At 60.4% G+C, this 25,119-nt stretch carries 34 protein-coding genes; 8 read left to right on the top strand and 26 right to left on the bottom strand.

Annotation, left to right across the window (positions count from 1 at the left end):
* Nucleotides 1-13 precede the first annotated feature (13 nt).
* A complete protein-coding gene (locus JMY24_RS30440) occupies nucleotides 14-1,063 on the bottom strand; it encodes a CpaF family protein (protein WP_128597404.1) in 1,050 nt (349 codons plus the stop codon).
* Nucleotides 1,064-1,319: 256 nt separating this feature from the next.
* Here JMY24_RS30440 and JMY24_RS30435 point away from each other — a divergent pair, with 256 nt between their 5' ends.
* Nucleotides 1,320-1,784: a hypothetical protein gene (locus JMY24_RS30435; protein ID WP_128597403.1), complete on the top strand. Its 465-nt coding sequence runs from the start codon at nucleotides 1,320-1,322 to the stop codon at nucleotides 1,782-1,784.
* Between the two features lie 13 nt (nucleotides 1,785-1,797).
* On the top strand, nucleotides 1,798-2,118 hold the full coding sequence (locus JMY24_RS30430) for an H-NS family nucleoid-associated regulatory protein (RefSeq protein WP_201703430.1): 321 nt from the start codon (nucleotides 1,798-1,800) through the stop codon (nucleotides 2,116-2,118).
* Between the two features lie 393 nt (nucleotides 2,119-2,511).
* Here the strand turns inward: JMY24_RS30430 and JMY24_RS30425 are convergent, their stop codons facing one another.
* The 12 genes from JMY24_RS30425 to JMY24_RS30370 all read right to left on the bottom strand — a co-directional run bounded on the left by JMY24_RS30425 (nucleotide 2,512) and on the right by JMY24_RS30370 (nucleotide 11,437).
* Nucleotides 2,512-3,792, bottom strand: a complete 1,281-nt coding sequence (locus JMY24_RS30425; RefSeq protein ID WP_128597401.1) for a vWA domain-containing protein — start codon at nucleotides 3,790-3,792, stop codon at nucleotides 2,512-2,514.
* A 7-nt stretch (nucleotides 3,793-3,799) separates the two neighbouring features.
* Nucleotides 3,800-4,750 (bottom strand): hypothetical protein, encoded by a 951-nt coding sequence (locus tag JMY24_RS30420; protein ID WP_128597400.1) that lies wholly within the window; start codon nucleotides 4,748-4,750, stop codon nucleotides 3,800-3,802.
* A 111-nt stretch (nucleotides 4,751-4,861) separates the two neighbouring features.
* Nucleotides 4,862-5,887 (bottom strand): ATP-binding protein, encoded by a 1,026-nt coding sequence (locus tag JMY24_RS30415; RefSeq protein ID WP_128597399.1) that lies wholly within the window; start codon nucleotides 5,885-5,887, stop codon nucleotides 4,862-4,864.
* 130 nt (nucleotides 5,888-6,017) lie between these two features.
* On the bottom strand, nucleotides 6,018-6,257 hold the full coding sequence (locus JMY24_RS30410) for a DUF3717 domain-containing protein (RefSeq protein WP_128597398.1): 240 nt from the start codon (nucleotides 6,255-6,257) through the stop codon (nucleotides 6,018-6,020).
* Between the two features lie 247 nt (nucleotides 6,258-6,504).
* Nucleotides 6,505-6,912, bottom strand: a complete 408-nt coding sequence (locus tag JMY24_RS30405) for a hypothetical protein (protein WP_236597574.1) — start codon at nucleotides 6,910-6,912, stop codon at nucleotides 6,505-6,507.
* A gap of 61 nt (nucleotides 6,913-6,973) precedes the next feature.
* On the bottom strand, nucleotides 6,974-8,488 hold the full coding sequence (locus JMY24_RS30400; RefSeq protein WP_128597396.1) for a hypothetical protein: 1,515 nt from the start codon (nucleotides 8,486-8,488) through the stop codon (nucleotides 6,974-6,976).
* Nucleotides 8,489-8,648: 160 nt separating this feature from the next.
* Nucleotides 8,649-8,978, bottom strand: coding sequence for a hypothetical protein (locus tag JMY24_RS30395; protein WP_128597395.1), 330 nt, complete (start codon nucleotides 8,976-8,978; stop codon nucleotides 8,649-8,651).
* 218 nt (nucleotides 8,979-9,196) lie between these two features.
* Nucleotides 9,197-9,490 carry a hypothetical protein gene (locus tag JMY24_RS30390; protein ID WP_236597573.1) on the bottom strand — a complete coding sequence of 98 codons (294 nt, stop codon included), beginning with the start codon at nucleotides 9,488-9,490 and terminating at the stop codon, nucleotides 9,197-9,199.
* Nucleotides 9,491-9,638: 148 nt separating this feature from the next.
* Nucleotides 9,639-10,031, bottom strand: coding sequence for a hypothetical protein (locus JMY24_RS30385; protein ID WP_128597394.1), 393 nt, complete (start codon nucleotides 10,029-10,031; stop codon nucleotides 9,639-9,641).
* A 91-nt stretch (nucleotides 10,032-10,122) separates the two neighbouring features.
* On the bottom strand, nucleotides 10,123-10,584 hold the full coding sequence (locus JMY24_RS30380) for an outer membrane lipoprotein (protein WP_128597393.1): 462 nt from the start codon (nucleotides 10,582-10,584) through the stop codon (nucleotides 10,123-10,125).
* A 75-nt stretch (nucleotides 10,585-10,659) separates the two neighbouring features.
* The gene (locus JMY24_RS30375; RefSeq protein WP_128597392.1) at nucleotides 10,660-11,046 is read right to left on the bottom strand and encodes a hypothetical protein; all 387 of its coding nucleotides are present in this window, start codon (nucleotides 11,044-11,046) and stop codon (nucleotides 10,660-10,662) included.
* A 199-nt stretch (nucleotides 11,047-11,245) separates the two neighbouring features.
* Nucleotides 11,246-11,437 carry a hypothetical protein gene (locus JMY24_RS30370; protein ID WP_128597391.1) on the bottom strand — a complete coding sequence of 64 codons (192 nt, stop codon included), beginning with the start codon at nucleotides 11,435-11,437 and terminating at the stop codon, nucleotides 11,246-11,248.
* Nucleotides 11,438-11,709: 272 nt separating this feature from the next.
* Between JMY24_RS30370 and JMY24_RS30365 the strand changes: the two genes are divergently transcribed.
* Nucleotides 11,710-12,258 carry a hypothetical protein gene (locus JMY24_RS30365; RefSeq protein WP_128597390.1) on the top strand — a complete coding sequence of 183 codons (549 nt, stop codon included), beginning with the start codon at nucleotides 11,710-11,712 and terminating at the stop codon, nucleotides 12,256-12,258.
* Between the two features lie 67 nt (nucleotides 12,259-12,325).
* Here the strand turns inward: JMY24_RS30365 and JMY24_RS30360 are convergent, their stop codons facing one another.
* The 13 genes from JMY24_RS30360 to JMY24_RS30305 all read right to left on the bottom strand — a co-directional run bounded on the left by JMY24_RS30360 (nucleotide 12,326) and on the right by JMY24_RS30305 (nucleotide 21,101).
* Nucleotides 12,326-12,589 carry a hypothetical protein gene (locus JMY24_RS30360; protein WP_193425332.1) on the bottom strand — a complete coding sequence of 88 codons (264 nt, stop codon included), beginning with the start codon at nucleotides 12,587-12,589 and terminating at the stop codon, nucleotides 12,326-12,328.
* A 168-nt stretch (nucleotides 12,590-12,757) separates the two neighbouring features.
* Nucleotides 12,758-13,576 (bottom strand): PRTRC system ThiF family protein, encoded by an 819-nt coding sequence (locus tag JMY24_RS30355; protein WP_128597389.1) that lies wholly within the window; start codon nucleotides 13,574-13,576, stop codon nucleotides 12,758-12,760.
* Nucleotides 13,573-14,211 carry a PRTRC system protein A gene (locus tag JMY24_RS30350; RefSeq protein WP_128597388.1) on the bottom strand — a complete coding sequence of 213 codons (639 nt, stop codon included), beginning with the start codon at nucleotides 14,209-14,211 and terminating at the stop codon, nucleotides 13,573-13,575. The genes JMY24_RS30355 and JMY24_RS30350 overlap by 4 nt, the downstream gene beginning before the upstream one ends.
* On the bottom strand, nucleotides 14,208-14,933 hold the full coding sequence (locus JMY24_RS30345) for a PRTRC system protein B (protein WP_128597387.1): 726 nt from the start codon (nucleotides 14,931-14,933) through the stop codon (nucleotides 14,208-14,210). The genes JMY24_RS30350 and JMY24_RS30345 overlap by 4 nt, the downstream gene beginning before the upstream one ends.
* A gap of 10 nt (nucleotides 14,934-14,943) precedes the next feature.
* Nucleotides 14,944-15,933, bottom strand: a complete 990-nt coding sequence (locus JMY24_RS30340) for a PRTRC system protein F (protein ID WP_236597572.1) — start codon at nucleotides 15,931-15,933, stop codon at nucleotides 14,944-14,946.
* A gap of 41 nt (nucleotides 15,934-15,974) precedes the next feature.
* Nucleotides 15,975-16,190: a hypothetical protein gene (locus tag JMY24_RS38580; RefSeq protein WP_236597571.1), complete on the bottom strand. Its 216-nt coding sequence runs from the start codon at nucleotides 16,188-16,190 to the stop codon at nucleotides 15,975-15,977.
* A complete protein-coding gene (locus JMY24_RS30335) occupies nucleotides 16,183-16,401 on the bottom strand; it encodes a PRTRC system protein C (RefSeq protein WP_128597385.1) in 219 nt (72 codons plus the stop codon). Before JMY24_RS30335 ends, JMY24_RS38580 begins: the two co-directional genes overlap by 8 nt.
* 10 nt (nucleotides 16,402-16,411) lie before the next feature.
* On the bottom strand, nucleotides 16,412-16,876 hold the full coding sequence (locus tag JMY24_RS30330; RefSeq protein ID WP_128597384.1) for a PRTRC system protein E: 465 nt from the start codon (nucleotides 16,874-16,876) through the stop codon (nucleotides 16,412-16,414).
* Nucleotides 16,877-16,959: 83 nt separating this feature from the next.
* Nucleotides 16,960-18,648, bottom strand: a complete 1,689-nt coding sequence (locus JMY24_RS30325) for a PRTRC system ParB family protein (protein WP_128597383.1) — start codon at nucleotides 18,646-18,648, stop codon at nucleotides 16,960-16,962.
* A 115-nt stretch (nucleotides 18,649-18,763) separates the two neighbouring features.
* On the bottom strand, nucleotides 18,764-19,081 hold the full coding sequence (locus JMY24_RS30320) for a hypothetical protein (RefSeq protein ID WP_128597382.1): 318 nt from the start codon (nucleotides 19,079-19,081) through the stop codon (nucleotides 18,764-18,766).
* A 283-nt stretch (nucleotides 19,082-19,364) separates the two neighbouring features.
* A complete protein-coding gene (locus JMY24_RS30315) occupies nucleotides 19,365-20,360 on the bottom strand; it encodes an N-6 DNA methylase (protein ID WP_236597570.1) in 996 nt (331 codons plus the stop codon).
* 71 nt (nucleotides 20,361-20,431) lie between these two features.
* The gene (locus JMY24_RS30310) at nucleotides 20,432-20,809 is read right to left on the bottom strand and encodes a hypothetical protein (RefSeq protein ID WP_128597379.1); all 378 of its coding nucleotides are present in this window, start codon (nucleotides 20,807-20,809) and stop codon (nucleotides 20,432-20,434) included.
* Nucleotides 20,810-20,879: 70 nt separating this feature from the next.
* The gene (locus JMY24_RS30305) at nucleotides 20,880-21,101 is read right to left on the bottom strand and encodes a hypothetical protein (protein WP_128597378.1); all 222 of its coding nucleotides are present in this window, start codon (nucleotides 21,099-21,101) and stop codon (nucleotides 20,880-20,882) included.
* A gap of 521 nt (nucleotides 21,102-21,622) precedes the next feature.
* Between JMY24_RS30305 and JMY24_RS30300 the strand changes: the two genes are divergently transcribed.
* The 5 genes from JMY24_RS30300 (at nucleotide 21,623) to JMY24_RS30280 (ending at nucleotide 24,977) form a co-directional block, all read left to right on the top strand.
* A complete protein-coding gene (locus JMY24_RS30300; RefSeq protein WP_201703427.1) occupies nucleotides 21,623-22,147 on the top strand; it encodes a hypothetical protein in 525 nt (174 codons plus the stop codon).
* A 196-nt stretch (nucleotides 22,148-22,343) separates the two neighbouring features.
* The gene (locus JMY24_RS30295; protein ID WP_164853762.1) at nucleotides 22,344-22,487 is read left to right on the top strand and encodes a hypothetical protein; all 144 of its coding nucleotides are present in this window, start codon (nucleotides 22,344-22,346) and stop codon (nucleotides 22,485-22,487) included.
* Between the two features lie 51 nt (nucleotides 22,488-22,538).
* Nucleotides 22,539-23,243 (top strand): hypothetical protein, encoded by a 705-nt coding sequence (locus JMY24_RS30290; protein WP_128597376.1) that lies wholly within the window; start codon nucleotides 22,539-22,541, stop codon nucleotides 23,241-23,243.
* Nucleotides 23,244-23,439: 196 nt separating this feature from the next.
* Nucleotides 23,440-23,679 (top strand): hypothetical protein, encoded by a 240-nt coding sequence (locus JMY24_RS30285; RefSeq protein ID WP_128597375.1) that lies wholly within the window; start codon nucleotides 23,440-23,442, stop codon nucleotides 23,677-23,679.
* Nucleotides 23,680-23,741: 62 nt separating this feature from the next.
* Nucleotides 23,742-24,977: a DUF1173 family protein gene (locus JMY24_RS30280; RefSeq protein WP_128597374.1), complete on the top strand. Its 1,236-nt coding sequence runs from the start codon at nucleotides 23,742-23,744 to the stop codon at nucleotides 24,975-24,977.
* The last annotated feature ends 142 nt before the right edge of the window (nucleotides 24,978-25,119 follow it).

The following is a 25,119-nucleotide window of genomic DNA, read 5'->3' as shown; positions in this document are numbered from 1 at the left end:
AGCTCCAGTTAATTTAGAAAACGCGGTTGAGGACATAATCCCCATCCTTGAACCCCTTGATCTCGACGATCTCGGAAACGTGACGCAACTCGCCGGTGCGGCGCAGATGGATGACGTAGTGGAAGCAGTCGGCGATGGCCTTGCGCATGTCGACAAGGTCCCACCGACTGCCAGGAGGAATCCCCAGCATCGCGAGGCTTTCAAGACGGCTAAGGCCGCCGCGCGCGTCGTTGGAGTGAATTGAGCCCAGACCGCCGTCGTGGCCGGTACTCAGTGCCTGGATGAAGTCGAACGCTTCTCCACCACGTACTTCGCCAACGATGATCCGGTCAGGACGGAAGCGGAGACACAGCGCGACGAGCGCCTGTGTGGTGACACCCTTGTCCGGGTTCGACAGAAAGCGCACGAGATTGGGCACACGCAGCTTCAGCTCCATCGTGTCCTCGATGGAGATGACGCGCTCGTTGCCGGGTATAGCTTCACCTAGTGCGTTGAGAAACGTCGTCTTACCCGTCGACGTGCCGCCCGCCACAAGCACATTCTTTCGCCGGACGATCAGCTCACTGACGGCGGCCATCAGACCTTCGTTTTCGATGCCTGAGTAAAAGAGTTTCTCGTCGTTGTGCTCGTGTCGCGCGTTGACACGCGAGAAAGCGCCCATCGCGACGTAGTCGAGGAGACTGAGTTGCTTGTCGCTGTGCTTGCGGATCGACATCGCGTGGCCATCGATCGCCGTCGGACGCATGACGGCTGCGATACGCAACCCCTTGTGCCCGGCATTGATGATTCCCTGCGCGGTGCCCGCCTTAGCCGACTTTTCAACTGAAGCGGCGAGCGAAAGAATCGCGCCGTTCAGCGTCGCCTGGTTCAGCGTCAGATCAAGGCGATGCATTTCCCCGCGTCGCTCCACCCAGATGTTGTCGAAATTGTTCACCATGATTTCGGCCACGTCGTTCGCCTCGAAGAATTCCTTCAGCGGGGCGACGGACGCAAAGAACATCTGCACCGCACTCTCTTCGAGCGGGCGCACCTTGAGCAGGGGATTTTCGGTAGCTTCAGACATGCTGCTATTTTTAAGTCTTGGACGACCTGTAGCAGACCGAAAGAACGATCAAATTAAGGAGCTTTTGCCAGTTGGAGGGGTGCGGCTCTATCTGAATATGTAGAGCGACGTTGCCACGCTCCACCGAGTTGCGTGAGCCGGCTCAGGCTCCTAACCCGGAAAGCTGCGTTAAAACGTATAGCTTTCCGGGCCGCGGCGCGCGCTCTACCGTGGTGTAGGATTCTGCCGCGACGCGTTATGAGATCCACACAGACAAATGACCCGAACGATTCCGTTTCCACGCACAGCCCAGGCTGCGCGTGCCCGCCGAAACAAAACCCTCCTGTTGCCCATGCCCCGCACCGAAGTTGACCGGCTAGTGCTGCAGGTTCATCTTGCGCTCGATGCCATGCGCCGCAAAAAGGGCAATGCCGATGCGGCGCAAACGCTCTGTCAGGCGATGATTTTGACGGGACTGCTGGCCGAGGCGGGTTACGGTCAGGCAACATTCGAACAGATGCGCGACGCCGAAAAAGTAATCGCGGATGCCTTTGATCGCGGCCGGGATTCCGACACATGGTCGCTGGACGAAGACGGATTCGCGCAATTCGCGATCATCGTCACCACCTACGACCAACAGCTGCGGCGCGCCCCGCTTGCCGCAGTTGCAGAAGCGAGCGACCGGCTCGACCGTTTCCGCGCAGGAGAGTCATTTGGCGAGACGGTACGCAAACGCGCTTAGGAGCTAACCGCCCATGAATGGAAGAATCGTTGACGGGGAAGCTCGCGACCGATTGATCCAGTGGATCCGGCGCAGGATGGAAGAATTCGGCATCACACCGCAAGCCCTCGCGGACTCCATACAGCGTGATCTCGACCAACCACCGCTTTACCGCGACGCCCGGGGCAATGAATGGAACGGTGTCGGCGACACGCCTCAGTGGCTTCGTGCCGCGCAGAACGCTGGCGTCGATCCCTGCTTTTTCCGGGTTGGACCGCATCTTGCACCCGAGCTCACGACCGGCCGGGCTGATGGCAATGAGCTTGATCCACGCCAACTAGACCTCTTTTCGTAGCTGAAAATGCTAGCTTTTCCTCCGAATTCCGGCAAAAGTCCTCGCGCCAATGGATTCGTCTCGCAGCCAGCGTGGTTCTTCTAAACCAGGAAAACCGACGGCTGATCAATGCCTGATTGGTAAAGATCACCGTGAAGATCTTCGCAAGCGCGCATCTTATTTGCAGAAATCGCAATAGGAACCTGAGCCGGATCAGGTCACTATCGCCACAGCGGCGATCGCAGTCGTAAAGCAAAGAAAAATACTTCCCTGATTTTGCAGGCAAATTTTTGCTAGCCGCCGAAAATTCCACCCGTAGCCTGTCGTGCAAGCTGTGCAATCAATCTGATGGCCCCAAAAAAAACCCCGGCACTCGGCCGGGGTTTCGATTAGAGAACTGGACAACTGCGCCCACTAGCAGATCACTTCGACCATCTCGCCGAATGGTGCCTTCTTCGCCCGTTTGAGCGGGGTCGTTGATGCCCACAGAACCGGATAGTCCGGCGGGTCGTCTGGAAAGCGACCGTCCATGTCGGTGAGATAAACCAGGAACGCGGGACGGATGCCGTCTTTCGCTAGCCGTTCGAAGGGCTCGACGAACGAAGTACCACCGCCGCCGCGCACCGGCAGCAGATCAAATTCGACCGCATCACCGCGCTCGAATATCTGCACCTGCGTAACGTGCGTGTTGCAGTCCATCACGATCAGGCGACGCGGTTGCACACCGGCATTCACTGCGATGATTTCTGCAGCAAATTGCGCCTGGGTCTCATCCCACACGGAACCGCTTGAGTCGCGAACGAAAACGGCATCGCCAACGGCTGGCTCGTTCAACGACGGTAGGTACAGTCCCATGTGCAGATAGCGACGATCCGGCATCGCGAAGCTGTAGTCAGTCGGCGACGATTCCTGCGCAAAGCGATGCAGGATCGGCCGCCAGTTGACAACGGGCTCAACGGCGTCCGTGGCCATCGCTTCCAGAGCACCCGGCAGCGCGCCGCGCATTTTGGCTGCTTTCGCAGCCTGCAACACGGCTACTTTCCAGTCAGCTTCCTTCGAGGCCTTGTCGTCGCCGGTGTACTGGCGGACCTCGCCACAGGAGGGAGCGGCGTCAGGAGTTGCGCCGGGTTCGGGATTGACGGACGGTGTGTTCGCGCCGTTCGCGTTTGAGGACTGCGGCGGGCTACTGCCCCCGGGCACGCCGTCTTGCTGCGTCGGCTGTGAAGCCGATTGCTGGCCTGACTGTGCGTCCGGTTTGCCACCGTCCTGCTTGCCCTTGCCCTGGTGTTTCTCCCTCTGCCGCTTCTCCTGCGCGAGGATGCCGTAGATCTCCTCGGCCGACTTGCCCTTGAACCGCGCGTCGACCAACACACCCTTTGGTAGCAGCATGCCGGCGTCCAGCACGATCGGATTGATCGCATAGTCACATGCGTCGTTCCAGAGCTTCGGATCGCGGTCGCCCTGTCGCCAGCAGTGACCGTTGGCCACGTGCAGAACTTCATGCGCCAGCACGCCACGCGTCTGAAGATCGTTCAGGCCGCCGAGGTACGCCGGGTTGTAGCCCAACGATTCCCCATCCGTCCAGAACGTCTTGCATGATGTGTCTTCGACTACCTTCAATCGAAGCGCGAGCGCGCCGAAGAATGGCTGATCGAGTACGAGCGCGGTACGCTGTTTAGAGATTCGCGGGTCCATGGCCACCTCAGGCAACGAGACGCAGCAAGGGCGTCAGCTCCGGCTGGACGATCGTCTCGAACGGTGCAAACGCCGGTCCACGATCAGCCATCGGTTCCGGCGCTCCGCCCATGAACGCGGCCATCAGCCCCTCGATTTCCGAGGCTTTGGCAGCTACCTGCGAACGCAGCACGTTCGACTCCTTCAGATCGGCACCTGTATGCACAGCGAGATGGCGCTTCGCCTGCTCGAGGATGTGGTTGAGCTTCGGATCGTTCGAGAAGTTGAGCTTGGGCAGCAGATCGCACAGTTCGCGCACGTTGTTAGTAACGTCCAGGCGAACGTTCGTGCCGCCGTAGAGCCGGTCCGCAAGCTTCGAGACCGCTTCGAACAGACGGCCGACCAGGTCGCTGTTGGCCGTCGAAATCGAGGCGAGTACGTGCTGATCGATTTCCGTTCGCAGATCGGACAGAACGTCGGGGGGCAAATCGACGCCGAACTGGCTGGCATCCGGGAACGGCAGCACCGCGAGCTTGACTCCGAACTTGCCTGACATCCCGGCGAGCGTCGGATAATCCGCCTCGTTGTACAGGTCCTTCTGCTCGTCGCGCGCCTTTTCCTTCAGGTCCAGATAGTCCGTCAGGAAAACGGACACCGCCAGCTCGAACTCGTCTTTCATCCTGCGCAGCTGATCGGCGACGTCCATGTAGATCATCGTCGGCAGCAGACGCACGCCCAACTGCTCATACTGCAGCGTGTGGGCGTAATAGTACGAGCGGATGCGATTGCCGATCGAGATGACCTCGTGATAGCTCGGCGCGTGTTCCGGCAACAGACGCTTGTTAAAGCGCCCGATGCCCTTGGTCTGATGCTTCGCCTCGACAGCTTCGGTCGCTTTCATATCGAAGCGACGACCCTGCCAGGCGGAGACGGTGACAGACGAGAGCATGACTTTCGACTTCAGTTCAGTGATGTTCATGGATAACTCCAGAAAAGATAGGGAATGGATTCGGCAGGCAGAAAAAAGCCACGGTCCGCGCGGGGCGAGCCGTGGCAACAGAGAGACAGGTAAAGCGGGAAGGACGCGCGCTTACTGGCCGCGGATGATTTGACCGAGCGGGCCACCCTGCGCACGAATGAACGCATGGGTGTTTTGCAACTCCGGCGTGCGACGGACCGCATCGCGCGCAAGCAGCGCCGCAAACTCGCCGTAGCCCGCGTCGATAAGGCGATCGTTGTACGTCAGCACCCGGTCGAAGTTGCCTTCGGTCGAGTGCGCGGCGAGCGCCGTGCTAATTGCGTAGAGCGCAGCGGGCGTTTCGGGAATCGGCGCACTATCCGGCGAAAGCAGAATGGCGTCCGGCGAGGGCAGTTGACGGTAGATACCGAGAAAGCTGATCAGTTCGCTCGCGGCCGCGTCGCCAACCGATCCTGCATAGGAGATCAGTTCAAGCTCTGCCGGTACGACGCCCATCGTTCTCGCGACGAAACCCCAACTGCGGGGACTCGGCGCATTCTCGATATCGCGCGACTTCTTCTGAACGGACAACAGATCCGGCCGGAAGCGCAAGAACGCAATCAACTCCGGCGACACGTTGTTACGCACCGCCCAGGCAGTCCAGTCGTCGATCGTCGGCTGCAGCTCCACCACCGTTGCGAAACGGGAGATGACAGGATCGAGAATGCCCGTCACGCCGGCGTTATCGTTGCGCCGGTTGGTGGCCGCAACGAAGGTGACATGAGGTGGCAAGTCATGCTCGCCGATGCGACGTGCAAGCAGCAATTGCATCTTCGCTGCCTGCACGGCGGGCGACGCCTGGCCCAAATCGTCGAGGAACCACACTGTCGGCGACTGCGCGTTGATGGCGCGCTCCAGATCGCCGAACGGCAGGAACTTCGCAGCACTGCCGTCAGGTGACGGAAACGGAAGCCCTTTCGAGTCCGTGGGGTCTTCGACGACGGGATGGCTGATCAGCAGTTCGTGGCCCGCATCGTGCGCAGCTTGCGCGACGATATCACTCTTGCCGATACCCGGGCTGCCGGTAATGAGAACCGGAAGGCCCTTCGGGATATAAGCAGAAAGCAGTTGACCGAGTTGCGAGGGATTGATTTTCATGGGGTACCCTGAAAAGGAAAGGCCCCACGAAACGACGCCCCGAGGGACGTGGTCCCAATGGGGCGATCTGAGTGTGCCGCTTACGCGGCGGTTCGATGCGTCGATTGACGCGAGAGAAAGCGGTTGTGTGTTACGCGAGCGCGCCGGTCAACGCCTCAAGTTGCGCTTGCGTCAACGTACCCCGCGAGACCGAGGATTCGCGAGTAAAGATCATCTCGCCGTACAGATCAGCAAGACAGCGGGCTTCGGCGCACAGCACCAGCACATCCGTTTCGAACATGGAAGGATTGCGGTTGCGCCATACGTTGATCGCGTCTTCGATCTGCGCGATCGAGACGCCATCGCCTTGAGAAGCCGATTGTTGTGTCATGGGGTCCTCGTAGAGTGGTACCCCGGTGCCGCCCGTAAAGGGATGACGTCCCCCAGGGCAGAATTGTTGCCGGAATCCGGCGGTTCGATGCGTCAGGGACGCAGGTGATGAATAGAAGTCTACGTCGCCGCCATGATGCGACATGACAGAATCATGCGCAAAACAACCCCGCTTAAGCAGGTAGCGCAAACCGGTCGACGAAAAAAACCGGCGCTGGGCGCCGGTTGTAAGTTAATAAATGTGACCGTCAGAGCAACGACGACTGAGCAAGGCGCGCTGAATCGATTCGGGCAATCATTGCCGCTTCCCTTTCACGATGCCGCCGCGACTTCTCTTCGCCGATGCCGTTGTGCTTCTCGATAACGTAGGAAAAACAGACAGGGTTGGCCGGACCGCGCCAAGCCTTCCATTCGCTCACGATCCGCTCACGCACGTCGGCCGAACACGCAAAGTATTCGCGCCGCAAGCGACGCCATTGGCCTGCAACCAGATCACGCATGCGTTGCTCGCTGCGGTCATACATGCGCTCGCGGCGCACCCTCTCTTCCTCAACCGACAACGCGCGGGGCGGTGCAATCTGGTCGGAGAACAGCGGATATGCCTGAGCGATCTTTTCGGCGGCACGGTCCTGCCGGCGAAGGTGCAGCGTTTCCATACGCGGCGTCCACCGATAGCCTTCGCACCGGGGGTAACGATCAAATCGCATAGTCGCCCCCTCACGCGGCCAGACGTTCGAGCATGGCACGCGCGTAATCGAGCGTCCCATCTTTCGCACGCAGCGTTCGCGCCTGACCCAGCTCGACATTCACGAGAGCGTACTGCTTGCTCGCTCCCTTGCGCCAGTCACGGATCTCGCGGAAACCCTCCTGAATCGCGGTCTCCACGTGTGCGGCTCCATCAATGACAACGCCATCGGGACGCTGATACTGGGCACGCTGTGCGACTTCTTTAGCGTGTCGCGCGTCTTCAGCCTTGCGCGCGGCCGCCTTGCGCTCAGCATCCGCCTCTTGCCATGCCGCCTGTCCAACTTCATCCATCCCGCACAGGCCGAAGATGGCACGGCGACGGCTTTTGGCATTCATGCCGCGCAGCTTGATGCCGTAGTGCTCTTCCAGCGCGCGCTTGCTGCTGCGGTTGCGGGTGTCCGGACTATCTAGCACTTCAAGCAAAAGCGGCAGGTCATGCTGCTCGACGGCGAGAGCCATGCGGTTGGCCCATTCGAAGGTCTCACGACCGTGCGAGAGTTGTGCCATCTCGCGCTCCAGCCTGTGCCTGCGCGCAGTCATGCGCCCTTGCGTACGTTCCATGTCCGCGCGGTCCAGCGACTTGTCCCGGCGCGAGTCGGCCAGGATCTGGCGCAGCCGCTCTGCAAATCCGTTCACAGGCGTGCCCAAGGCTATCGGCTCGTTGAACATCGGCGGTAGTGCGTCGACGGACAGGATGCCTCCAGCGAAGAGCGCATCGTCCACATCCACGAAGTCACACGCGTCCGGTACACCACTGACGGCCGCCACGATTGCGTCGACCGTTTCAGCGGTAATCGGCTGCTTCGCTGCGCGCATGACAGAGGCGACCCAGCGATGTTTCTCCGCAGGAAGCCTTCCACGCAGCTCAACGACGTCGAGAAGCGGCTTCGCCCACTCCAGGTCGTATCGGAAGGCGCGGTCCATCTTGCGATAGTCGTCGAGGACACTATCTGGCACCGGCTCGTTGCGCAGAAGCGCATAGGCGACGTGCACTTCGTGCCTGCAGCTCACGCCCCCGCCCGGAGCCGCCGGCCCACCAGCGCCGAAGCCGAGTCGCTCGACCGCTACGCTATGGAACAACGGAGAGAGGTTGAAGAACTGGCGAGCATCACGCGCCGCTGCTCTTTCGGCGTCGATCTGGCTACTGGAGAGGAAGCTTTCCGGGGTCCGCGCCAGATCGAACAAGCCGAACAGTTCATCCCAGTGCGCCGGACGGATCCGCCAGGGTTCGGGAGCATCGCCATATTCGGACAGCGAGTAATCACGAACTTCGTTGAACAGTGCGGCCACCACTTGGGCCGCAGCGCCGGGATGACGGAGCGCGAGGGTACCGTTGTACCGCGTCACCGTTGCGACGCAGGCATCACCGTCGAGCGAGATCGAGGCCGTTTCGGTTGCCTGAACGCGTTCATCGCGAAAGAGAGCCAGCACGCCAGCGAGCGTTGCGGCGACGAACTTTTCACCGGGAATGGTCAGTGTGTACATGAGCAGTTGGTTCCACAAAAAATTGGGCCAACACCCCAGCTGGGGACGGTGGCCCCAAAAGGAGTTGAAGGAATCAGGTTGGATCAGTCGACGTCGAGCATCCACGAAACGATGGCGGCTACCGACCATGTCCGGGAGCGCGAAAGGCTTTTGATGCGTATCAGCCGCGGCACTTCCAGAACTGCGTGTCGCCGTCGCCGACAAGCTCTACAAGGTCGACGCGGATAATCCAGCCTTCAGAATTGCCACGTTCCACCGAGAGGCTTACCCGCCTCGTCGGACCGACTTCCGGCCATGGCGTACTGCCAAGCAAGCCGTATAGATCGGTGTTCGCATCTTCGACCAGGTTCGCCCGCGACAGCCATTCCGGTTCGTTTTCAGTCTCGCGCAGTGTGAGCTCGACGTGCGACACAACTTCATCGAGCGACTTGCCTGCGGGATGAAAGCGAGCAGCTGCCAAGGCAGCTGGGAAATCAAGGGTTTTATACATAGGGCGTCCAGAAAATGAAAAAGGCCACACCCGAAGGTGCAGCCTTTCATGAATGCCGGGCCGAAGAAAAATTCGGCCCGAGACGATATCAGGTGCTTAATGCGAAATGCGCGTTAACCGCCGCTCCCGCTTGGCCTTGCGCGCCTTGTGCTCCATCAGCGAGCCAATCCCGCACATAGCAACTGCGAAGCCAATTACCAGAAAACTGATGTCCATGCTCATTCTCCCTTGATGGAAATCATGCCCTGAACGAACGTTAGCATAAAACTTGCGACCAGACTGACTTCCAGCTTGATGTCGGCAGCGGTCCAGGCCTTTGTCGAATGCCAGACTCCGACAGCGCCCAGGAAAGCAGCAGCGGCAAGTGTGTGACAGAACCGGCCGAACTGCTGTCGCTGGTCATTTGACGGGTCAAGAAACGGCTGGAGCAGAACCTTGACAGCGCTGTCCCGCCCGGTGGCGATCTCGTCACCAACCGAAAACGTCCCGTCAATCCTGCTGTCAAGCTGCATAGTCGTGCCATCGATAACGGCCGAAGCAGTGCCTGCAGACGCTCGGATGGATACACCTGACTGGCATCGCGCATGTAGCTGGCGCGATCGCTGATCGTCATACCGGATGGGTACTCGACGAGGATATCGACGATTTCCATCGAGCCTCCTATCGACGTTCGTTATCGAGTCCACCCGCGAGGCGCAGCCCGCCAAGCAGCGTGTCGTACCCATCGCGGGACGATAGTTGCTCGAGCGAAACGGCGTTATCGGCGCCGCCAGACATATCCGAGCGGCCGCGACGCGTGCGAAACGACACGGCGACTTTCCGACGCGCCGGCGTGTCGGCAACTTCCAGCATGATTGCCGGAGTGCGAAGCGTGACGCGGCAGCCGCGTCCCCGGCGTGCCGGTTCGGCGACGACCTCGTGCTCGCCAGCGCGAAGACGAAGGTCGCGCGCCACACGACGCAGCATCTGCGTCGCGTGATGGGTGATGGCAGCGTCCGATGCGGCACCCGCGCTGCGGCGGTCTGCATGGAACACCTTTGGGATCTTGAACATTGATGTCTCTGAAAAGTAAAAAGCGAGGCGCCCTTTCGGACACCTCGCGATTAAGGAATGCGCCAGCGGCGCCGGCGTTGGGAGAAGCGGATCAGTGCGTAACGCGCAAACCCGAATTGGTGGAGACGAGCAGCACATGCTCGCCGGGAGCAAACTGCTGGTCATCGGGTTGGGCGATGACCACGTTGCCGCCAGAACTCTTGCGCACGATGATCTCGAGGCCGGCCCGATGCGACAGGGCCTGCGAAACCTTCTGCGTCACGAAGCCGGATGCAGCCCCCGACAGCGCGCCAGCGATATAACGGCCAGAGCCGTTACCGATAGTGCGGCTACCGAGGAATGCACCGACGCCAGCGCTGATCAGCGAAGTCAAACCCGAGTTATCCTGGCTGGCTTCGATCGTGATCGCGCGAGTGCGGATAACCGTTCCCTCTTCGACCGTTCCCGCGCGCTGTACGTCATAGCGTTGGTAGGTATTCGGCGAGCCGAAATCAACACCGGCACAAGCCGACAGCAAGGACGCGAGAACGAGACTGACGATGATCTTGAACATTTGATTGCCTCAACGAGAGAGGGGCAACCGTCCCGTCAGGGAGGTCGCCCTGACGGGAAAGAAAAGGGTTTTTATTCAGTGAACGGCAAGGCGAAGCCGCGGGTTCGTGCTCCGATCGCGAACAGCAAACCAGCGCGCTGCGGTGAGCAGCACGACCGAAAGCGGTGCGAGAACGAAGACAAACCAGAAACCGACGCCTTGCACGAACGCGCCGTACCCGTAGCCGTGTCCCGTAACGGACTCGACCAAGAGCGCAGCGAAGGACAGTTGGTGCGAGCCGACATGCGCCAGGTAGGCCTCGAGGGCTGCAGGACCGGATGCGCGCAACAGATCGAGTTGACCTTGCGCTTCGAACGCACAGCCAAAAACGACGAGCGCACAGCCAGTGAGAGCCAGAATACTGGCAACGATCAGGATCGACTTGATCGAGACGACTGTGATCATGCTATTGCGATTCGACATGGAAAGCTCCTCAGAAACCGGGAGCCGGTCCCGTTGGGATTGGCTCCCAGCAGGATTAGATGTGTGTGCTTCAGGTGGCTTTCACCTTAAGCACCGGACAGACGCGGTTACGGCGATATGGGGGTGAGGTAATGCAGGTCGACGCGGCCGCAATTGACGAGCTCACGCTCGGCGTCAAAAGGGATTTGAAAATCAAACTTCACAGTGGCCGTTCCATCGCTCCACAGATACAGAATGGTGCCTTGGAACTGCCGGATGGGCAAAGTTGTAACAGCTTGCGCGGAAACGCGTTGGTTCTCACGAAAGCCCCACTTTCCGAGATCCGCTCAGGGTCGTTGGCGATTGCCAGGAACTTGACGAGTTCTGCGGATTTGGTGACGTGCTGCAGCATGGTGCGGCTCCAAAAAAACGGGAGCCGGTCCCGTTGGGATGGCTCCCAACAGGGTTGATAGACGGATTTGCTCCGTCGTGGACGACCGACATTAGCCGGTCAAAGGTTCGAGCACTCCAGCAAGCTGAAGTGTTCATTCGATGCGCAGAAGCGCGGGTGATACGGTGATTTTAGAGCCGCCGCCAGTCATCAACGCCCGGAAACATCCGGAAAACCACCCTTCTTTCGCCGCGTTAATCTCGCGTACTTGACTTCCGTGTGCAGGTGCGACGATGAATAACCGGCTTTGGTCTCTACGCAGGTGTCGCCTGCTGCCAATTGGCGGCGTCCCTCTTCTGTACCTTCAGAAGCATGTGCCGCATGCCGTTACACCGGCTAACGTTCCCTTAATTTATGAGGTCAGTAAGATGCATAACCGCGATGACGGCCTAGTGTCCGCGATCATTATTTTCGTCTTGGTAGTAGTTTTCGGAGGCGTCCTCGCGGTTTCCCGCTCGATCGGCGCAAGCTTTGCGTCCGTACTCGCAACTGCCACAGGGCTTTTCATCATTGCCAGCGTCCTCGGCGTCGCCTGGTACTTTTTTAAGAAGTTCGGGCTGTCATTTTTCGCTGCGTTTTTCGCCTTCGGATGGCCGGCGACGTGGCCGGTTCTGACCTGCATTGCGAACGGCGGCAACGACCCGGCCTCTTCGTTCCGTCCCTGGCATGAGGATTCATTCATTAACAGCGCATGGATGACGTGGGGCGTCGAATTCATTTTCGTTGCCCTGCTCGTTCTGGCTGTAATCCACCAATATCGACGCCATCGTTACTACTGGTGAGCACAGTTAGCGAAAAAAAAGCGCCGCTCCCGAAGGTTGCGGCGCTGCTTGCCATGATATGAGAGCCCTAGATGCCGGGCACTTCTTCCCGATTCCGCTCCGCCGCCAAAGTGTTCTGTGCGTTATTCTCGGCGATACCTAGCAGACGCACTGAATACGCTCCCGCAACCTTTTGTTCCATCTCGCTGACGAGCACCGCGACAGTTTCCCGGATTTCCCGGTCGGCCATGTCGACGGGGAAAATCGCGTAGCTGCCCGCGAGGACATTTTCGCCGGCGCTTGTGAAGTGGCCGTCGGTGAGCCAGCCACCATCGATTGCCTTCCTGGTCAAACCTCAGCCAGATGCTGGCCCGCTTCGGCGCGACAACAGTCTCGAACGTCTTGCTGAACGCATCCACGATCCGGTCCTTGGCCCACCCGTGTTGCGCCAGGCTATCAACAATCTTCTGTTTCATGATTCTCCGGTAAAAAAAAGCCGCTTCCCGAAGGAAGCGGCATATCAGAGTGCGGCGGATTTTTTCCGGCTCTTGCGAGCCTTCTTCTCCGCCGGCTTCGGTGCTTCGTACCCGAAGCGCGCCCATGCAGCAGGATCAGTGGCAACCGGATTCGTTCGCCCCGTTGTGAGGTTCACGAATACGGCCGACCAATCCAGCGACCCGGTGCGAAAGAGCGTCCACAACAGATTGAACGCCTGCACCGAAATCGCCTGGTTGATAACCAGCGACTGCTTGCGCAGTGCGTCGGCCATCGAACAGGACGGGGTGTCGTCACCTTTGTCGTTCTTCGCATTCAGCAGGTCGGGAAACAGATCGCCCACGTGGGGCAACCTGTCATGCCGTGCCTTTCCGAACTCGCCGAGAATGACCTGGCCGCGATCCGTCTCATTGCCGCAGTCGAGGTAGTAACCGCACGAGCCACGCTTCGCAGACTGCACGATTGCATGGCGGGCACGCCGCGTGTCAACACATCCGATCACCAGGTCCGCGTACAGCCGGACACTTGAATCGATACGGCGCGCCTCCGCAATCCACCGCGTACCCATGAGGTTGTTCAGCCGGTTCACGAGTAGCAACGCCTTGTACTGGCCAACATCGTTCGGATAGAACCCCTGCCGGCCGACATTCGTCTCGCTGACCGTGTCGTCGTCGTACACCGTGCATTCGATTCCACCCGGATGTCCGAGCTCGATCATTGCGTGGTGCAGCCGTGCCAGGCTCGGCAGCAGCGCACTGCCGGTGCCGCCAGCGCCAACGACAACCACCCGCCAGGGCTGCGTGAGCATGTGTTGCGGAATGCGGTGCTTGATGGCAGTACTCATGCCGTCACCTCCCCATCCAGCGCCGCCTGCCACGTGCCGGGGATACCGTCGTGCTTCTCGAATATCCCCTTGGCGCACAGTCGAAGCGCGACTGATGGTGCGCGGTCGCAATGTCCGAGCACCAATGCCAGTTTCACGTCATGCCGGTCGTCATCGTTGTCGGTACGCGAGAAAAACGCGGCGCCCGAGCCATGCGAATGACAGTCAAGCACGACGCTTTCGCCGTCACGCAAAACCGGCCGCTCATACACGAGATGGCCAGGACCATGTGACAACGAAGGCAACGGCACGATCCGGAATTCCCGCGCATGGTTGTTCCAGACGATCCACGCCCCCGCTTCGTTCGGCAGAGCAGCCCGTGCCATCCGGTAGAACGCAGCCAAGTGCTCTCCCGGTACAGCGCCGCACAGCAGTTCCGTTGATTCGGCAACCTCGCCGTACGGAATCGCCGTGCGCACGTCGTAGCGGGCTATGCAGCGGACCACCCGGATCCATGGACGGAACACTTCCAGCCAGATGCCGTTAGCGGCGATCAGCAGCCGCTCGCCCGCTGCCGTCAGCGGCGGCACCGCCTCATTGCGCGGGACCATGACGGACGGAAACGACTTCTGCAGTACCGCGTCCAGGGCGTTCATGCTGCACCTCCGACGCGACCGCTCACCAGCGCCTGCACCGTGAATTTCGTCGGCACGAGGCACTCGAGCGGAAACGACTCGCCGAACTTGCCGTCCAGCATGTCGCGCCAGAAGGCGTATTCACCATCCGTATAGCTGACGCGCTTGCCACCAGCATTTGGATGGGTAAATGCCGACTCGAAAAACCCGGCTTCCCAGCGGGGGATGGATGCCACATCGACACGTTTGGGCACCCGCGCCGTTCCGATGCAGATGCCACCCTGATCCCACGTGTTGAAGTACGGCGGCTCAAACAGCTTCGTGCCCGCCGTGGGTCGCACTCCATCGGCGAGCGCAAAGACGCGAAATCCCAGATTGGACGCCTGGAATACGAGTCCCGGATGCGGCACGACGGCGGAGCGCTCACCAAGGTTAGAGCACTTGAAGAACACCCGGCGCATGCCGCCCGGGCACCACCACGTCACGGCCGCCGGCGAGACACCTAACACCGTCGGCGGGAGGAACTCCGCTTTCGGTGCGGCGTGCTCCGCCAGTTTCGTGAGCGCAGAGATCAACGCATCGCGCTGCAGCGGCCGACCAGCGCCGACCGTCGGGCGGCCGTTCACCAACGCGACGGGGTGCGCCGTTGCGAACACCGTGCTGTCATCTTTCGCGCCATACAACAGCAGCGCCGACTGCAGTGCTACATCTGCACCGGCGCGGCCCGTTGAGATACCAGACATAAGAAGACTCCTAGATAATGTGCGTCACCAACGCCAGCAGGCGGTCGAGACGCTTCAGAATGGAAAATGCGAGCTCCCAGTCGGCGTATTGCCGGCGGATCGCGCGCGCGTTGTCGCCCAATGCGATGAAGCCGTGATAGGTCGTGGCCTCGCCGCTTTGAGCCTCGCTGTCGAAATGAGCGTCGAGGATGTCGCCGATGAACTCGTTGCCGTCGTAGACGATTCCGCATCCCGCGTAGACGGGATTGGTCTCGTAGCAGGCGTCAAAGAGTCTTCGCCGACGCGTGCCGTGCATCAGCCTGTTCAGGCTGAGCAGTTCCGTGCAAACGCGGCGAACTGTCCCCCTGCTTCTGGAACGCAGCACAAGCAGTTCGTCGTCCGTCAATGCCGGACGAAGCCGCCAGCGGCCGCCGGAGAAAACGGAAGCTTCAGCGTCCTCCGGGGCCAGCATGGGTCTGACGACCGAGGGCAGATAAGCCTTGCGCGCCTCTTCGTCTTCGCCGAATCGCTCCTTGAGCATCTCGTCCGCTTCCGCGTCGGTGATGCGCTCGTCCCCGTCCCAGTACCAGCATGAAAATTCATACATGAACCAGTCGGGGGTTCGCAGCCACACCGTACGCAGGGAGGCCCGATGGATGACGGACATGACCGTGCGCAGCAGCAGCGGATGCGCGGCGCGCAACTTCGCGGCCGTCGCCCCGAATGAGCAGATCCATTCTTCTGGCGACTCCAGAGCGAAGAACAGTGGCGAAGGATCTTCGTCATTGCTCGCCGTTCCGGTGTACCGCAGGACGTCGCCCACCGCGTGGCTGTCGAATAGCCGCGCCTGCACCGTAATTCGCTCGAGTCGGCATGTGTGGCGCCTCGCCCAGGCAAAGAATGCCTGCTGCAAGGCATCACCAGCATCGACCGGCTCGTTCACGTCTGCCGCACGCAGGGGTCCGTACAGGAAGTGCTTTTTTGCAAGAGACGCGAGCGATACGTCCTCGCGCCACTTCACGCGTGCAGCGACGGGGACGTCGTCCGCGACGCTAGGCAGGGTCAGAAAATCAGCGGCAGATCCACGTCGGGCAGCGGCAGCGCGTGGCGGTTGCCACGACCCACCGGCGCCAAGAGTGAGGTGCGAATCAGCTGTTGAAGGATCGAAGAGCATGAGCGGGCTTCCTCGTCATAAAGAAAAACCGCCCTTTCGGGCGGTTCCTGGTTGAATGCCGCGTCCGGTCCGGACAGGGCTTTGAGCAAGGCGTCCTTACGCATGGGAGCCTTTGGCCCCGGCTGCCCGGACGAACGTATAACGCATCACGTTCCCACTGATTTCGGGCCCGTCTACCGCGGCCGTCGTCAGTTCCGGGTACTGTGCGGTGAACAGATCGCGAACCTGATCCGGCGTGAACGCCGGGCCGGGGTCGAGAAGGTTCATGCCGTTGTAGGCGAACTCGCGAATCACTGCCGCAATGGAGATCGACATGGCAGGCCCCTTATCCGAGAAGCGACAGCAGGTCCGTGCCTTTCGGCTCGGCGGATGCGGGCTCTGCCGACGCTACAGCAGACGCGGGCTCCAACGCTTGCGCATCGTCATCCTCATCGCTCTCGTCGTTATCCGCAGCGCTGCCCGAAGCCGGCGCGGGAAGCGCCTTTTTCGAACCGCCCTGCAACGCCTTCTGCGCCTTGCCGGCCTGCGATTTCTTCGCTTCGTCCAGGATCGCCGTTGTTGCAGCGACCTGCTCCTCGAGCGACTTGTGCGAACCCGTGTAGGTCAACAGTGCGGCCGCGAAACCCTCATCGAGCTCCGCCGCGGTGGCCGTGAGCACGAGAGGCTGACGCAGCGCCGGGTCGGTCGCACCTTGCGGCACGACGAACACCGCCAGTTGATCACCGGCTGCCTGCAACGTCATGACGACCTTGCCTGCGGAGCGCACGAGCGCTTCCAGTTGCTGAAACATGATTGACTCCAGAAAAGAGGAACGCCCCGCGATGGCGGCGTATACATATAGAGGGAATGGGACACAGAACGCGTCCCCTGCTTTCAGAACTTCAGCACCTTCGGCAGCTTGCCCGCATAGTCATAACCTTCGACCTTGAGCAGTGCCTCGATGAGTTCGGGTTTCGATTTCGCGAAAACCTTCTTGAAGTTGTCGCCGAGTGCGGCGCGAATGCCGATCTCGTCGGCCAGCACCAGCATTTCGGACTTCGTAATCAGCTCCAGAAACTCCTTGTCGAGCTTCCAGTGCTTCTTCAGGTCCAGCTTGTGCAACTTGCACAACTGCGTGAGCCGCGTGACTTCCAGCCCCTCGATCGCCGCAAACAGCATGGCAATCGTGAGGTCCGCCTGAACCTTCTCGCTGGTCGCCTGAACAGCGCTGACCGACTTCGGAAGATCCGCCATCGGCAACTCGACGTCGCCACCGACCATGCGCTCGAAGAACTTGCGGAACGCACCGTCCTCAATGTGCCGGGCGTTGCCGCTTAGCACGACTGCGATCAGATACTGGCGAGCCAGATCGTGATCCATGCCGATGTCCATGCGTAGCGCCTTGCGCCAGAGCTTCACGCGATATGCCTTGACTTTCTCGGACTCGGCAATCACCGTCACCGACGGGTTCGTCGACGCCAGCGCGCCTGCAGACTTGCTCGCGGTGCCGCTCGCGCTCTTCGGCGCCGGCGCCGACTTCGCGCCTTCGGCCTGCTTCGGCTGCTCCGCGGCCTTATCGGCCTGGATGCGAGCGGCCACCTTCTTCATGTTGCAGACGGTGTCGAAGCATTGACCGCGATAGGCCTTCCCAAGGGATTCTGGCAAGCCGCTGACAGCCGCGCCGTAGTTCGCGCAGGCATGACAGGCTTTCGCCTGTTCGAGCCCGACGCCTTTGGGCCCGTCCACCGCCAGTTGCACACGCGTGTGGTTGTCGCCAGCCCGCACGATCCGCACGGTCTGGAACTCATCGCGCAAAGCCGCGGCTGTGGCCTCAAGCTGCTTCTCGGTTTTATCGTTGAAGCAGCTACGGTTCGTGCAGTTGCCAGTACCGATCGCTTCGCCAAACATCTGCGCTTGAGTCGACGAGTTGTGCGGGCAACCCGCGCAATCTGCCTTGTCGAAGATGGCTGACGCCAACGCGCAGGATGCCGATTCCACCAGCTTGCGCACGTCAGCGACTGTGCGCTTTTCGGCAACGACGACAGGCAGAACCTTGTCCTGATTCTCTTTCGAGAGCGCTGCCAGCAGTTCGGCATGAGCGATGTTGATCTTCCGCTCGCTTAGTGCATCTAGCACCGCATTCGAACAGTTGAGCAGCGCGAGGCGGTTATCGAGCGTCGAGCGTGACCAGCCGAGGATCTTGGCCGTCACGTCGCGATCGCCGCCCTGCAGCCCGAGTAGCTCGGCAGCGTCGCGGGCTTCTTCGGCGGGAGAAAGGTCTTCGCGCTGGATGTTCTCCATGAGCGCAATACGCCGCGCTTCGACCTCATCGACGTCCTTTACAACGATGGGCATCGGAAAGTCTTCACCGTGGGCTTCCATGGCGCCGCGGTAACGGCGGCCACCGGCGATGACCTCGTAGTCGAAATCGTCGTCAACGACCGGACGCACGATGATCGGTGTGTCCACGCCGTGCTGACGGATCGACTCGGTCAGTTCCGCAAGCGCCTTCGGATCGAAATACGTGCGAGGGTTCCGACCGATTCTGATGCGCTTGAGAGGAGCAGTAAGTTGTTGTTGCATTGCAGGTTCTCCAGAGAGGGAACCTGCCCCCTGTCGGGAGTGGTTCCCGATGGGGTCAAAGATGGGCGCCGTGATTACGGCCGTTCAATGCGTCAGCGACGCGTAAAGTGAATTCTCAATGCTCAAGGTGCGGGCAATCCCAGATTTGGTGACCCTTGAAGCAGAATGAGCACATGCCTGACGTCTCGTCTTCTGCCGCGTCTTCTGCTTTGTGCGTCTCTGTACCGAGTAACCACGACTCAGCAAGATTCGGCTCATCAGCAAAGAATGTGGGCACGTTCAGTTCGCCGTCCCGTGCATCGGCCGCGTCTCGCAGACCGAGCTCGAAAGCGGCGGTCATCGGAACAATAAAACCGTCGTCTTCGGGGAAGGCGATGTTAGTGATCTTCGCGAGCGCGAACGCGACGCGGATATCGAGATAGCTGTTTGACATGCAGGCTCTCCGGAGAGGGAACCTGCCCCGTTCGGGAGTGGTTCCCGATGGGGTCAAAGATGAAAAGCCGGATAGAGCCGGCAAGGTCGATGCGTCAGAGACGCGGTAAGTATTTGAACGATACCGCCAGTGACGCGCGTCGCCGCAGTGAAAAGGTGCAGAAATCGTATCGCCTTTTGCCTTCAGCGGACGAAAAAAAACCCGGTCGCAAGACCGGGCTTTCTACATACATCGCTTTCACCGGGTGCTGCCACCCGGATCGGCGCGAAAGAAGAGTGATCCATCAAAACAACGTCATCTGGCCGATACGATCGAAGATCGTGGGCTCAGTGCGCTTTGCCCCTGGATCCTTTGTCACCTGCTCAAAGAGGTCCGCAAGCGACGACGCCACGGTCAGCGGCGCGCAACCGTCGCTTCGATCCTCTACCGCGACGGCGATATCGGATTCTTCACAAACAGCGGTATCGCCAGCGTGCAGCCGGCAAGTGCCTGAGTCTGTTTCGACGTCATGGGACCTCGCTGCCTCAGGTGACTCGAGACTGGATTGCGACATCCCCGCCTCATCTGCGGGGGACACTTCAGGCTCAACTGGCAACTGCGGCCTGCTGCGCCTGAGCTTCCTGTTCCAGCCTACGAGAACGTGGGCTGGCGTGTACCACACCGACCAGACCTCGAGCGACAGCGCATTACCGTGCACTACCACGGCGGGAATGCCCATCAGCGACAACTGCACATACGCCATGTGCACGCACCGTGGGTCAATGTCGACACAGGTCGCATGGAGGGTCTCGGGATAATTCAGACCCGCCTGATGCATCGCCTGTGCCGTTGCCACCACCATGCCAGCCGATCCGCAGGCTGGCTCCTGCAAGGTAATGAAGCCCTGCTCGCGAATCGAGGTGCCATCGCCCACAGTCATCATGGCCATCAGCAGCGACACGCTGTAGGGCGTAAAAAACTGCCCTGCGCGAGCGTTCCCGAGTTCCAGCGCCATGAAGATCTCGCCGAGCACGTCACCAAGCCCACTGGCAGGCTCATGACCGGAGCCCGGATCGCCGATCGCATCGATGCGCGTCCGATAGCACATCTGCAGTTCCGCAAACATCGCGGCAAACCGGTTAACTTCCTCCCGTTTGTATTTGCCGACGATTTCGAGGTAACGCTTCTCGCGTGCTTCGAACTGCGACTGGTCGACCTTGCTGCTAATGGCGATCGCGCTTACTTCTACAAAATGCGCGAACACCGTGTACGGGTCGTGCGAATGCGTGAACTCGCGCATCAGCTTGATAATCGCAGCCTTGTGCGGATCGCCGCTGCTCGCGGCACGCTCCTTCCTCTGCTGGCGTCCCATTAGCGTTCCCCCGCCGGCGCACCGATATTGCCCAACTGCGATTCGAGCACCGTCCACAGCAGGTCGAAGTCAGGCACTTCGCCAGCCGCAAGGGATCGCTCAATGTCGAACCCCGCCTGTCGATACACCTGCGTGCGACTGACCGCCGGACGCGCGCGGCCCACAGAGAACCTGTCACGCGCCTTCTCGATGATCCTGAGCGCGAGGGCCTCGTATGCGTGTCGGAGTTCTGCCTCTATCTGCAGGGTCCCGGGCACCCGAACCGCTGGAGTACTGGTGTCGCCAAACAGGCGCTTTTCAGTCGCCGCGACCGCGCTGTAGTGACGCCATGCTGCCGTCTGCGCATCAATGAACGTTTGAATAAAGTGATTGAACATGCCGGATTCCGTAAATGATCCGGGGCGCATCCCCAACGGGGAGGCCCCGTTGGGTGAGTGAATGTTGCTGCTAGATGCCGTAGTAGGCACGAACGCGCCGGCGCCGCTCTGCGAAAGGACGGCCACCGGTCACCGCCAGCGGCGCATCCATTACGAGATGGCGAAGCGCTGCCGCGCGGAAATGTCGCGAATAGCGTCTCTTCGCCTTGACGATCCGCAGCAGCTGGTCGTGAGAAAGACCATGCGTCTGCCAGACCATCAGTCCGAAAGAGAAGATGCGTTGACGATTCATGCGAGCTCCAACGATTGGACGGGAGCACGCCCGCAACGGGTGTGAAACCCGTCGGGATGAATGAATGGCGCGCTGCTGTCTGCAGGCGTCTGATCGATGCGTCACTGACGCGAGTGTTGAACCGATATTAGCGCGGACGACTCGGCGAAAATTCGTGAATGCACAGGCAATCTATATCGCTTTCGGGCGCCAGCCGCGCGCCGGTCGACGCATGCTTATCCACAGATTTTCTGGATAACCCTGTGGATAGTGTCGCGGCAACCCTTGCCCATAAGGCGTTCGGTTGATGACTCATCAGCGAGTTGGCAGGGTCCGATCGCGTGAGCCGGCTCAACCACCTAAGCCGGAATGCTCCAGAAAACCATATAGCTTTCAGTCGGGGACGGAAACCGGCAAGCGGTGACGATGCGCCACTAAGACGCGTGAATCCATATCCCTTTCAGGCGCTTGACTTCCCTCAGACCACCACAGAATCGGTGTGGGCGCGATTGCCCCGATGCTTACTTATCCGAGAACCCAAAATGCTCAAGACATTCCTCGCCTGTTCGATGACTGCTGCCCTCTTTTCTGGCGCGAGCGCCGCCCTCGCTGCCGACCCCGCGCCAAGCTCATACACGGTCGAGTTCCGGCTGTCTGACCCGACGGGCCAGGTAGTAGGAGCGGGACGTACCACCCTGTCACGCCGCAATCCAATCAACATCGATACCACCTACGTGCGTGTGAGCTACGTCGAATCCTGCCGCCCGGACTCGGGCATCGTCAGTAATGGGCCAAAGTGCGACCTCGCCACGGTCGATATCGGAAACACGCTACAGCTGTCGCTGGACGATGCAACGCCCGAGACAGTGTCGCTGACCGCATGGGTAAGCCGCGAGACGCTCGACGGCATGCAAACGATCCAGCACGTCGGCTTCGCTACACAGCGCCCACTTTCGCACGGCTGGAGCGACAGTAAAACGGTAAAGGTCACGCCGGGTGACTCCGTCACCATTGCGCTGCGGGACCAGTACAAGCTGACGCTGCATCCCCTACGCACGACGGAATGAGAGTCGGGGTATGCGGCAGGCTTCCTCGATCAGAACCTGAAAGCAACGGAAAAGGTGGCGTCTTTTGCTCTCCGCGGCGTGCCATCGGGCGGGAGAATGACCTATACCCCCGCACACCGACATGATTGCGAAGTCCAGATCCAATGCCGCAGGCCTTATCCCAGTCGAAGGGGGCACGTCGCTCTGGAAGCGACGCGTGCGTTACCCGACCGGGAACGCGCGGCTCCGGGACGGCTTCGTCACCGGGCATGACCCGATCACACGAATGGTGATCGTGCTTGACGATTCGGACGGCACGTTCTGGCGCGGGCCTGACGCTGACGTTGAAGTCATCGTGTGAGCGTGCGGTTCTTTACTGAAGCCCAATTAGACACAGACCACTGGATACCCTATGTCAAACGCGAACTACCCTGTGAACCCAGCTGGCAGCGCGGCATTCGTCACGACCGTTTCAGCATTGGTTTTTGCATTTCTTGTCCCGATCTGCAGCGCAGATGGAGTCGTTCAACCCGCTGTTGTTGCCGTCCTTGCCGGCATCTTCGCTGAGATGTCGCGGCGCCACGCGGTTCGTAAGCTCGTCGCGAGCCTGAACGCGACGGACCCCGATGCGTTTCTTGATGTTTATATCAACGGTGCGCAGGTCGGCTCGATCGCGTCGATCGACGTCATTTCGCTGAAGCTTGACTCGCTTCGTGATCCTCGAAACTACGCGGCCCAGTTCGCGAACATCATTGGGTTCGCAGGTCGCGGGACGCTTGCCGCACTCATATTGGTGCCGCTGATGCTTTTCTGGACCTGCGTGGTCTCAGCGTGGATTTCCCCCGCTACCTTCCAGACTACGATGTCCATGATCGCCCGTCTGCAGCCGGCAGACCTCGCGCGTGCTGCGACCCAGATTCTGGTTGTAACGCAGATAGTATTCATGTTTGTCATCGCAACCAGCTTCAGCTTCAGCTTCGGCGTTGACCTTGGGCTTGCCAACGTCTTTCGCAGCGCTGTTCACCGTCGCATTCGACTCAAGATCAATTGCGCCAGCGAAGGCAAGCTGTACTTCAGTCCTGTGACCCGCACGGTCGGTCGTGTCCAGCCAGCGTGAGGCGTCCATGTTCGTTGAATTCGTCATCGTGCCGATCGTCGGTTGTCTCCTACTTCTGACCGCCGCGTGGCGCGCGTTGAGCGCTGTGGCGTCTGCCCTGCACTGGTCATCGTGGGTGCCGGTCGCTGTTATGGCGGGTGCCGCAACGACTTTGTTGGCGCTAGCGCTGCTGCACTCGCTTCGGAAAGAGCTTCGCATGCGTCGCGAATGCAGGGAACAGTCAGCGATGGAGCAGCGCTACCCCGGCTGCCACGTGCTCCGACTGTCGAACGGAAACTGGTTTCTGACGGACAGATCTACGGGCCGCGAGTACGAGCCGACCGAGGAAGCTCACCATTCGTTCACATTCGGCAGCACGCGCGACGGCTCGAGCAGATGGCTGCAACAGGTCTCCGAAGATGTGCGTGCCTCCGCGGAAAACCGTTATAGCCGCTGACTTAGCCCAATCCCATTCAAAGCCATGGCCGCCCTTGCGGCCATTTTCTATGGTGCGAAAACATGTCTCTCGTCTCTTTCGATAACGGCACTTTCCCGTTGGCCGACGTGCAGGACAATCCGGCCCGTTACGTCAAACGGCTCGAACGCGCGAAGGTCTCGCCCGGCTACGCCGTCTGCATGTGCGCGAGTCACCAGACACCGCTGCAACTGGTCATCAGGCGATATGGAAGCCTGCTACATCTGGCAGGCTGGCCTGAGGACGGGCACCGCCACAAGCGGGATAGCTGCCCGTTTTACAAGGACCCGGATGCGCCGCGTGCAGCGCGCGGCGGCGACAGCAAGGCGGCGATCATGGCGACGCCCACGGGACTCAACGTCAAGCTCGATGCGGCGCTCACGCTGCGCGAAACCGCTACCGGTTCCCGCGGCCCTGCTGCGCAGCCGACCGGCCGCACCAGCCGCCGCTCGGCCAGCCTCCTCGCGTTTCTCCAGACACTTTGGTCTGAATCTGCGCTGAACCAGTGGACAGGCACCGCCACTGCGCGTCACTGGGGCCAGTGCAACGCAATGCTACTCGCAGAGGTTGGTACCGCCTTGATCAATGGGTCCGACGCCCAGAAAGTTCTGCACATCATGCGCCGTTACGAAGAGGCCGATCGGACCGCCATCAATTCAGAGTTCGACGTCTTTGTCGCGCGACTGGCTACCAGCGCCAACGGCGCGACACATCGCGGGCTAGTTATCGGGGAAATCAACGATGTCGTGCCGACTCAGTTCGGACACGCATTGAGCCTGCGGCAGAGCGCACGAAAATACTACGCCAGCGCCACGCTCATCGAGCATGCGTCAAGGACATTCGCGCACGCATGGAAAGCACTTGGCGTTCGCACCGCACGCGTCGTGGCGATCCTCCTCGTTGAACGGACTGCGAAGGGCCACCTGAAGCTGATCGACCTGGCGGCGATGCTGTGCTCGTCAGCGTTCGTACCCTGCGACTCGATGTATGAGGTTGGGATGGCAAACCGTCTCGTCGCCGAGCGTCGGGACTTTCTTAAACCGGTCCGCCTGTCGCCTGACGACGACATGCTTCCGGACTTCGTTCTTCGTGATACGGATGTGCCGACACACATCGAGGTGTACGGGATGAACGGGCTGGCGTCCTACGAAGCGAGGAAGGATCAGAAACGCGCACTCAGACTTTCGCGACGGATCCCGGCCGTCGAATGGAACGCCGATTGTGAGCCGCTGGAGGCTGTCTCACTCCCGGCATCACGAAAACGCAGCCTACTCACTTGACAGCAGTGTCGCACAACGCTGCGCGCTTCGGTCGGGTCGTTAGCTTGACTTCCGTCAGTACGCGGCATGATGACCCCAAGCCCTATTTATGGCATCCACTCGAGGAAGCATCTTGCACGACAAGACTTTTTTTTCTGGACCG

The organism is Paraburkholderia kirstenboschensis (assembly GCF_904848585.1).
Lineage (GTDB): Bacteria > Pseudomonadota > Gammaproteobacteria > Burkholderiales > Burkholderiaceae > Paraburkholderia > Paraburkholderia kirstenboschensis.
The sequence above is the reverse complement of the archived record's forward strand: the minus strand, read 5'-3'. Positions and strand labels throughout refer to the sequence as shown.

Bases quoted from the DNA above. Each gene is read 5' to 3' on its own strand.
- JMY24_RS30325 (WP_128597383.1), bottom strand. From the start codon at position 18,648: ATGCAACAACAACTTACTGCTCCTCTCAAGCGCATCAGAATCGGTCGG.
- JMY24_RS30375 (WP_128597392.1), bottom strand. From the start codon at position 11,046: ATGTCGAATCGCAATAGCATGATCACAGTCGTCTCGATCAAGTCGATC.
- JMY24_RS38580 (WP_236597571.1), bottom strand. From the start codon at position 16,190: ATGCGTAAGGACGCCTTGCTCAAAGCCCTGTCCGGACCGGACGCGGCA.
- JMY24_RS30345 (WP_128597387.1), bottom strand. From the start codon at position 14,933: ATGTCTGGTATCTCAACGGGCCGCGCCGGTGCAGATGTAGCACTGCAG.
- JMY24_RS30280 (WP_128597374.1), top strand. From the start codon at position 23,742: ATGTCTCTCGTCTCTTTCGATAACGGCACTTTCCCGTTGGCCGACGTG.
- JMY24_RS30330 (WP_128597384.1), bottom strand. From the start codon at position 16,876: ATGTTTCAGCAACTGGAAGCGCTCGTGCGCTCCGCAGGCAAGGTCGTC.
- JMY24_RS30365 (WP_128597390.1), top strand. From the start codon at position 11,710: ATGAATAACCGGCTTTGGTCTCTACGCAGGTGTCGCCTGCTGCCAATT.
- JMY24_RS30430 (WP_201703430.1), top strand. From the start codon at position 1,798: ATGAATGGAAGAATCGTTGACGGGGAAGCTCGCGACCGATTGATCCAG.
- JMY24_RS30305 (WP_128597378.1), bottom strand. From the start codon at position 21,101: ATGAATCGTCAACGCATCTTCTCTTTCGGACTGATGGTCTGGCAGACG.
- JMY24_RS30425 (WP_128597401.1), bottom strand. From the start codon at position 3,792: ATGGACCCGCGAATCTCTAAACAGCGTACCGCGCTCGTACTCGATCAG.
- JMY24_RS30290 (WP_128597376.1), top strand. From the start codon at position 22,539: ATGTCAAACGCGAACTACCCTGTGAACCCAGCTGGCAGCGCGGCATTC.
- JMY24_RS30285 (WP_128597375.1), top strand. From the start codon at position 23,440: ATGCGTCGCGAATGCAGGGAACAGTCAGCGATGGAGCAGCGCTACCCC.
- JMY24_RS30435 (WP_128597403.1), top strand. From the start codon at position 1,320: ATGACCCGAACGATTCCGTTTCCACGCACAGCCCAGGCTGCGCGTGCC.
- JMY24_RS30400 (WP_128597396.1), bottom strand. From the start codon at position 8,488: ATGTACACACTGACCATTCCCGGTGAAAAGTTCGTCGCCGCAACGCTC.
- JMY24_RS30320 (WP_128597382.1), bottom strand. From the start codon at position 19,081: ATGTCAAACAGCTATCTCGATATCCGCGTCGCGTTCGCGCTCGCGAAG.
- JMY24_RS30420 (WP_128597400.1), bottom strand. From the start codon at position 4,750: ATGAACATCACTGAACTGAAGTCGAAAGTCATGCTCTCGTCTGTCACC.
- JMY24_RS30395 (WP_128597395.1), bottom strand. From the start codon at position 8,978: ATGTATAAAACCCTTGATTTCCCAGCTGCCTTGGCAGCTGCTCGCTTT.
- JMY24_RS30335 (WP_128597385.1), bottom strand. From the start codon at position 16,401: ATGTCGATCTCCATTGCGGCAGTGATTCGCGAGTTCGCCTACAACGGC.
- JMY24_RS30380 (WP_128597393.1), bottom strand. From the start codon at position 10,584: ATGTTCAAGATCATCGTCAGTCTCGTTCTCGCGTCCTTGCTGTCGGCT.
- JMY24_RS30355 (WP_128597389.1), bottom strand. From the start codon at position 13,576: ATGAGTACTGCCATCAAGCACCGCATTCCGCAACACATGCTCACGCAG.
- JMY24_RS30405 (WP_236597574.1), bottom strand. From the start codon at position 6,912: ATGGAAACGCTGCACCTTCGCCGGCAGGACCGTGCCGCCGAAAAGATC.
- JMY24_RS30310 (WP_128597379.1), bottom strand. From the start codon at position 20,809: ATGTTCAATCACTTTATTCAAACGTTCATTGATGCGCAGACGGCAGCA.
- JMY24_RS30300 (WP_201703427.1), top strand. From the start codon at position 21,623: ATGCTCAAGACATTCCTCGCCTGTTCGATGACTGCTGCCCTCTTTTCT.
- JMY24_RS30370 (WP_128597391.1), bottom strand. From the start codon at position 11,437: ATGCTGCAGCACGTCACCAAATCCGCAGAACTCGTCAAGTTCCTGGCA.
- JMY24_RS30315 (WP_236597570.1), bottom strand. From the start codon at position 20,360: ATGCGCGAGTTCACGCATTCGCACGACCCGTACACGGTGTTCGCGCAT.
- JMY24_RS30415 (WP_128597399.1), bottom strand. From the start codon at position 5,887: ATGAAAATCAATCCCTCGCAACTCGGTCAACTGCTTTCTGCTTATATC.
- JMY24_RS30440 (WP_128597404.1), bottom strand. From the start codon at position 1,063: ATGTCTGAAGCTACCGAAAATCCCCTGCTCAAGGTGCGCCCGCTCGAA.
- JMY24_RS30350 (WP_128597388.1), bottom strand. From the start codon at position 14,211: ATGAACGCCCTGGACGCGGTACTGCAGAAGTCGTTTCCGTCCGTCATG.
- JMY24_RS30410 (WP_128597398.1), bottom strand. From the start codon at position 6,257: ATGACACAACAATCGGCTTCTCAAGGCGATGGCGTCTCGATCGCGCAG.
- JMY24_RS30390 (WP_236597573.1), bottom strand. From the start codon at position 9,490: ATGCAGCTTGACAGCAGGATTGACGGGACGTTTTCGGTTGGTGACGAG.
- JMY24_RS30385 (WP_128597394.1), bottom strand. From the start codon at position 10,031: ATGTTCAAGATCCCAAAGGTGTTCCATGCAGACCGCCGCAGCGCGGGT.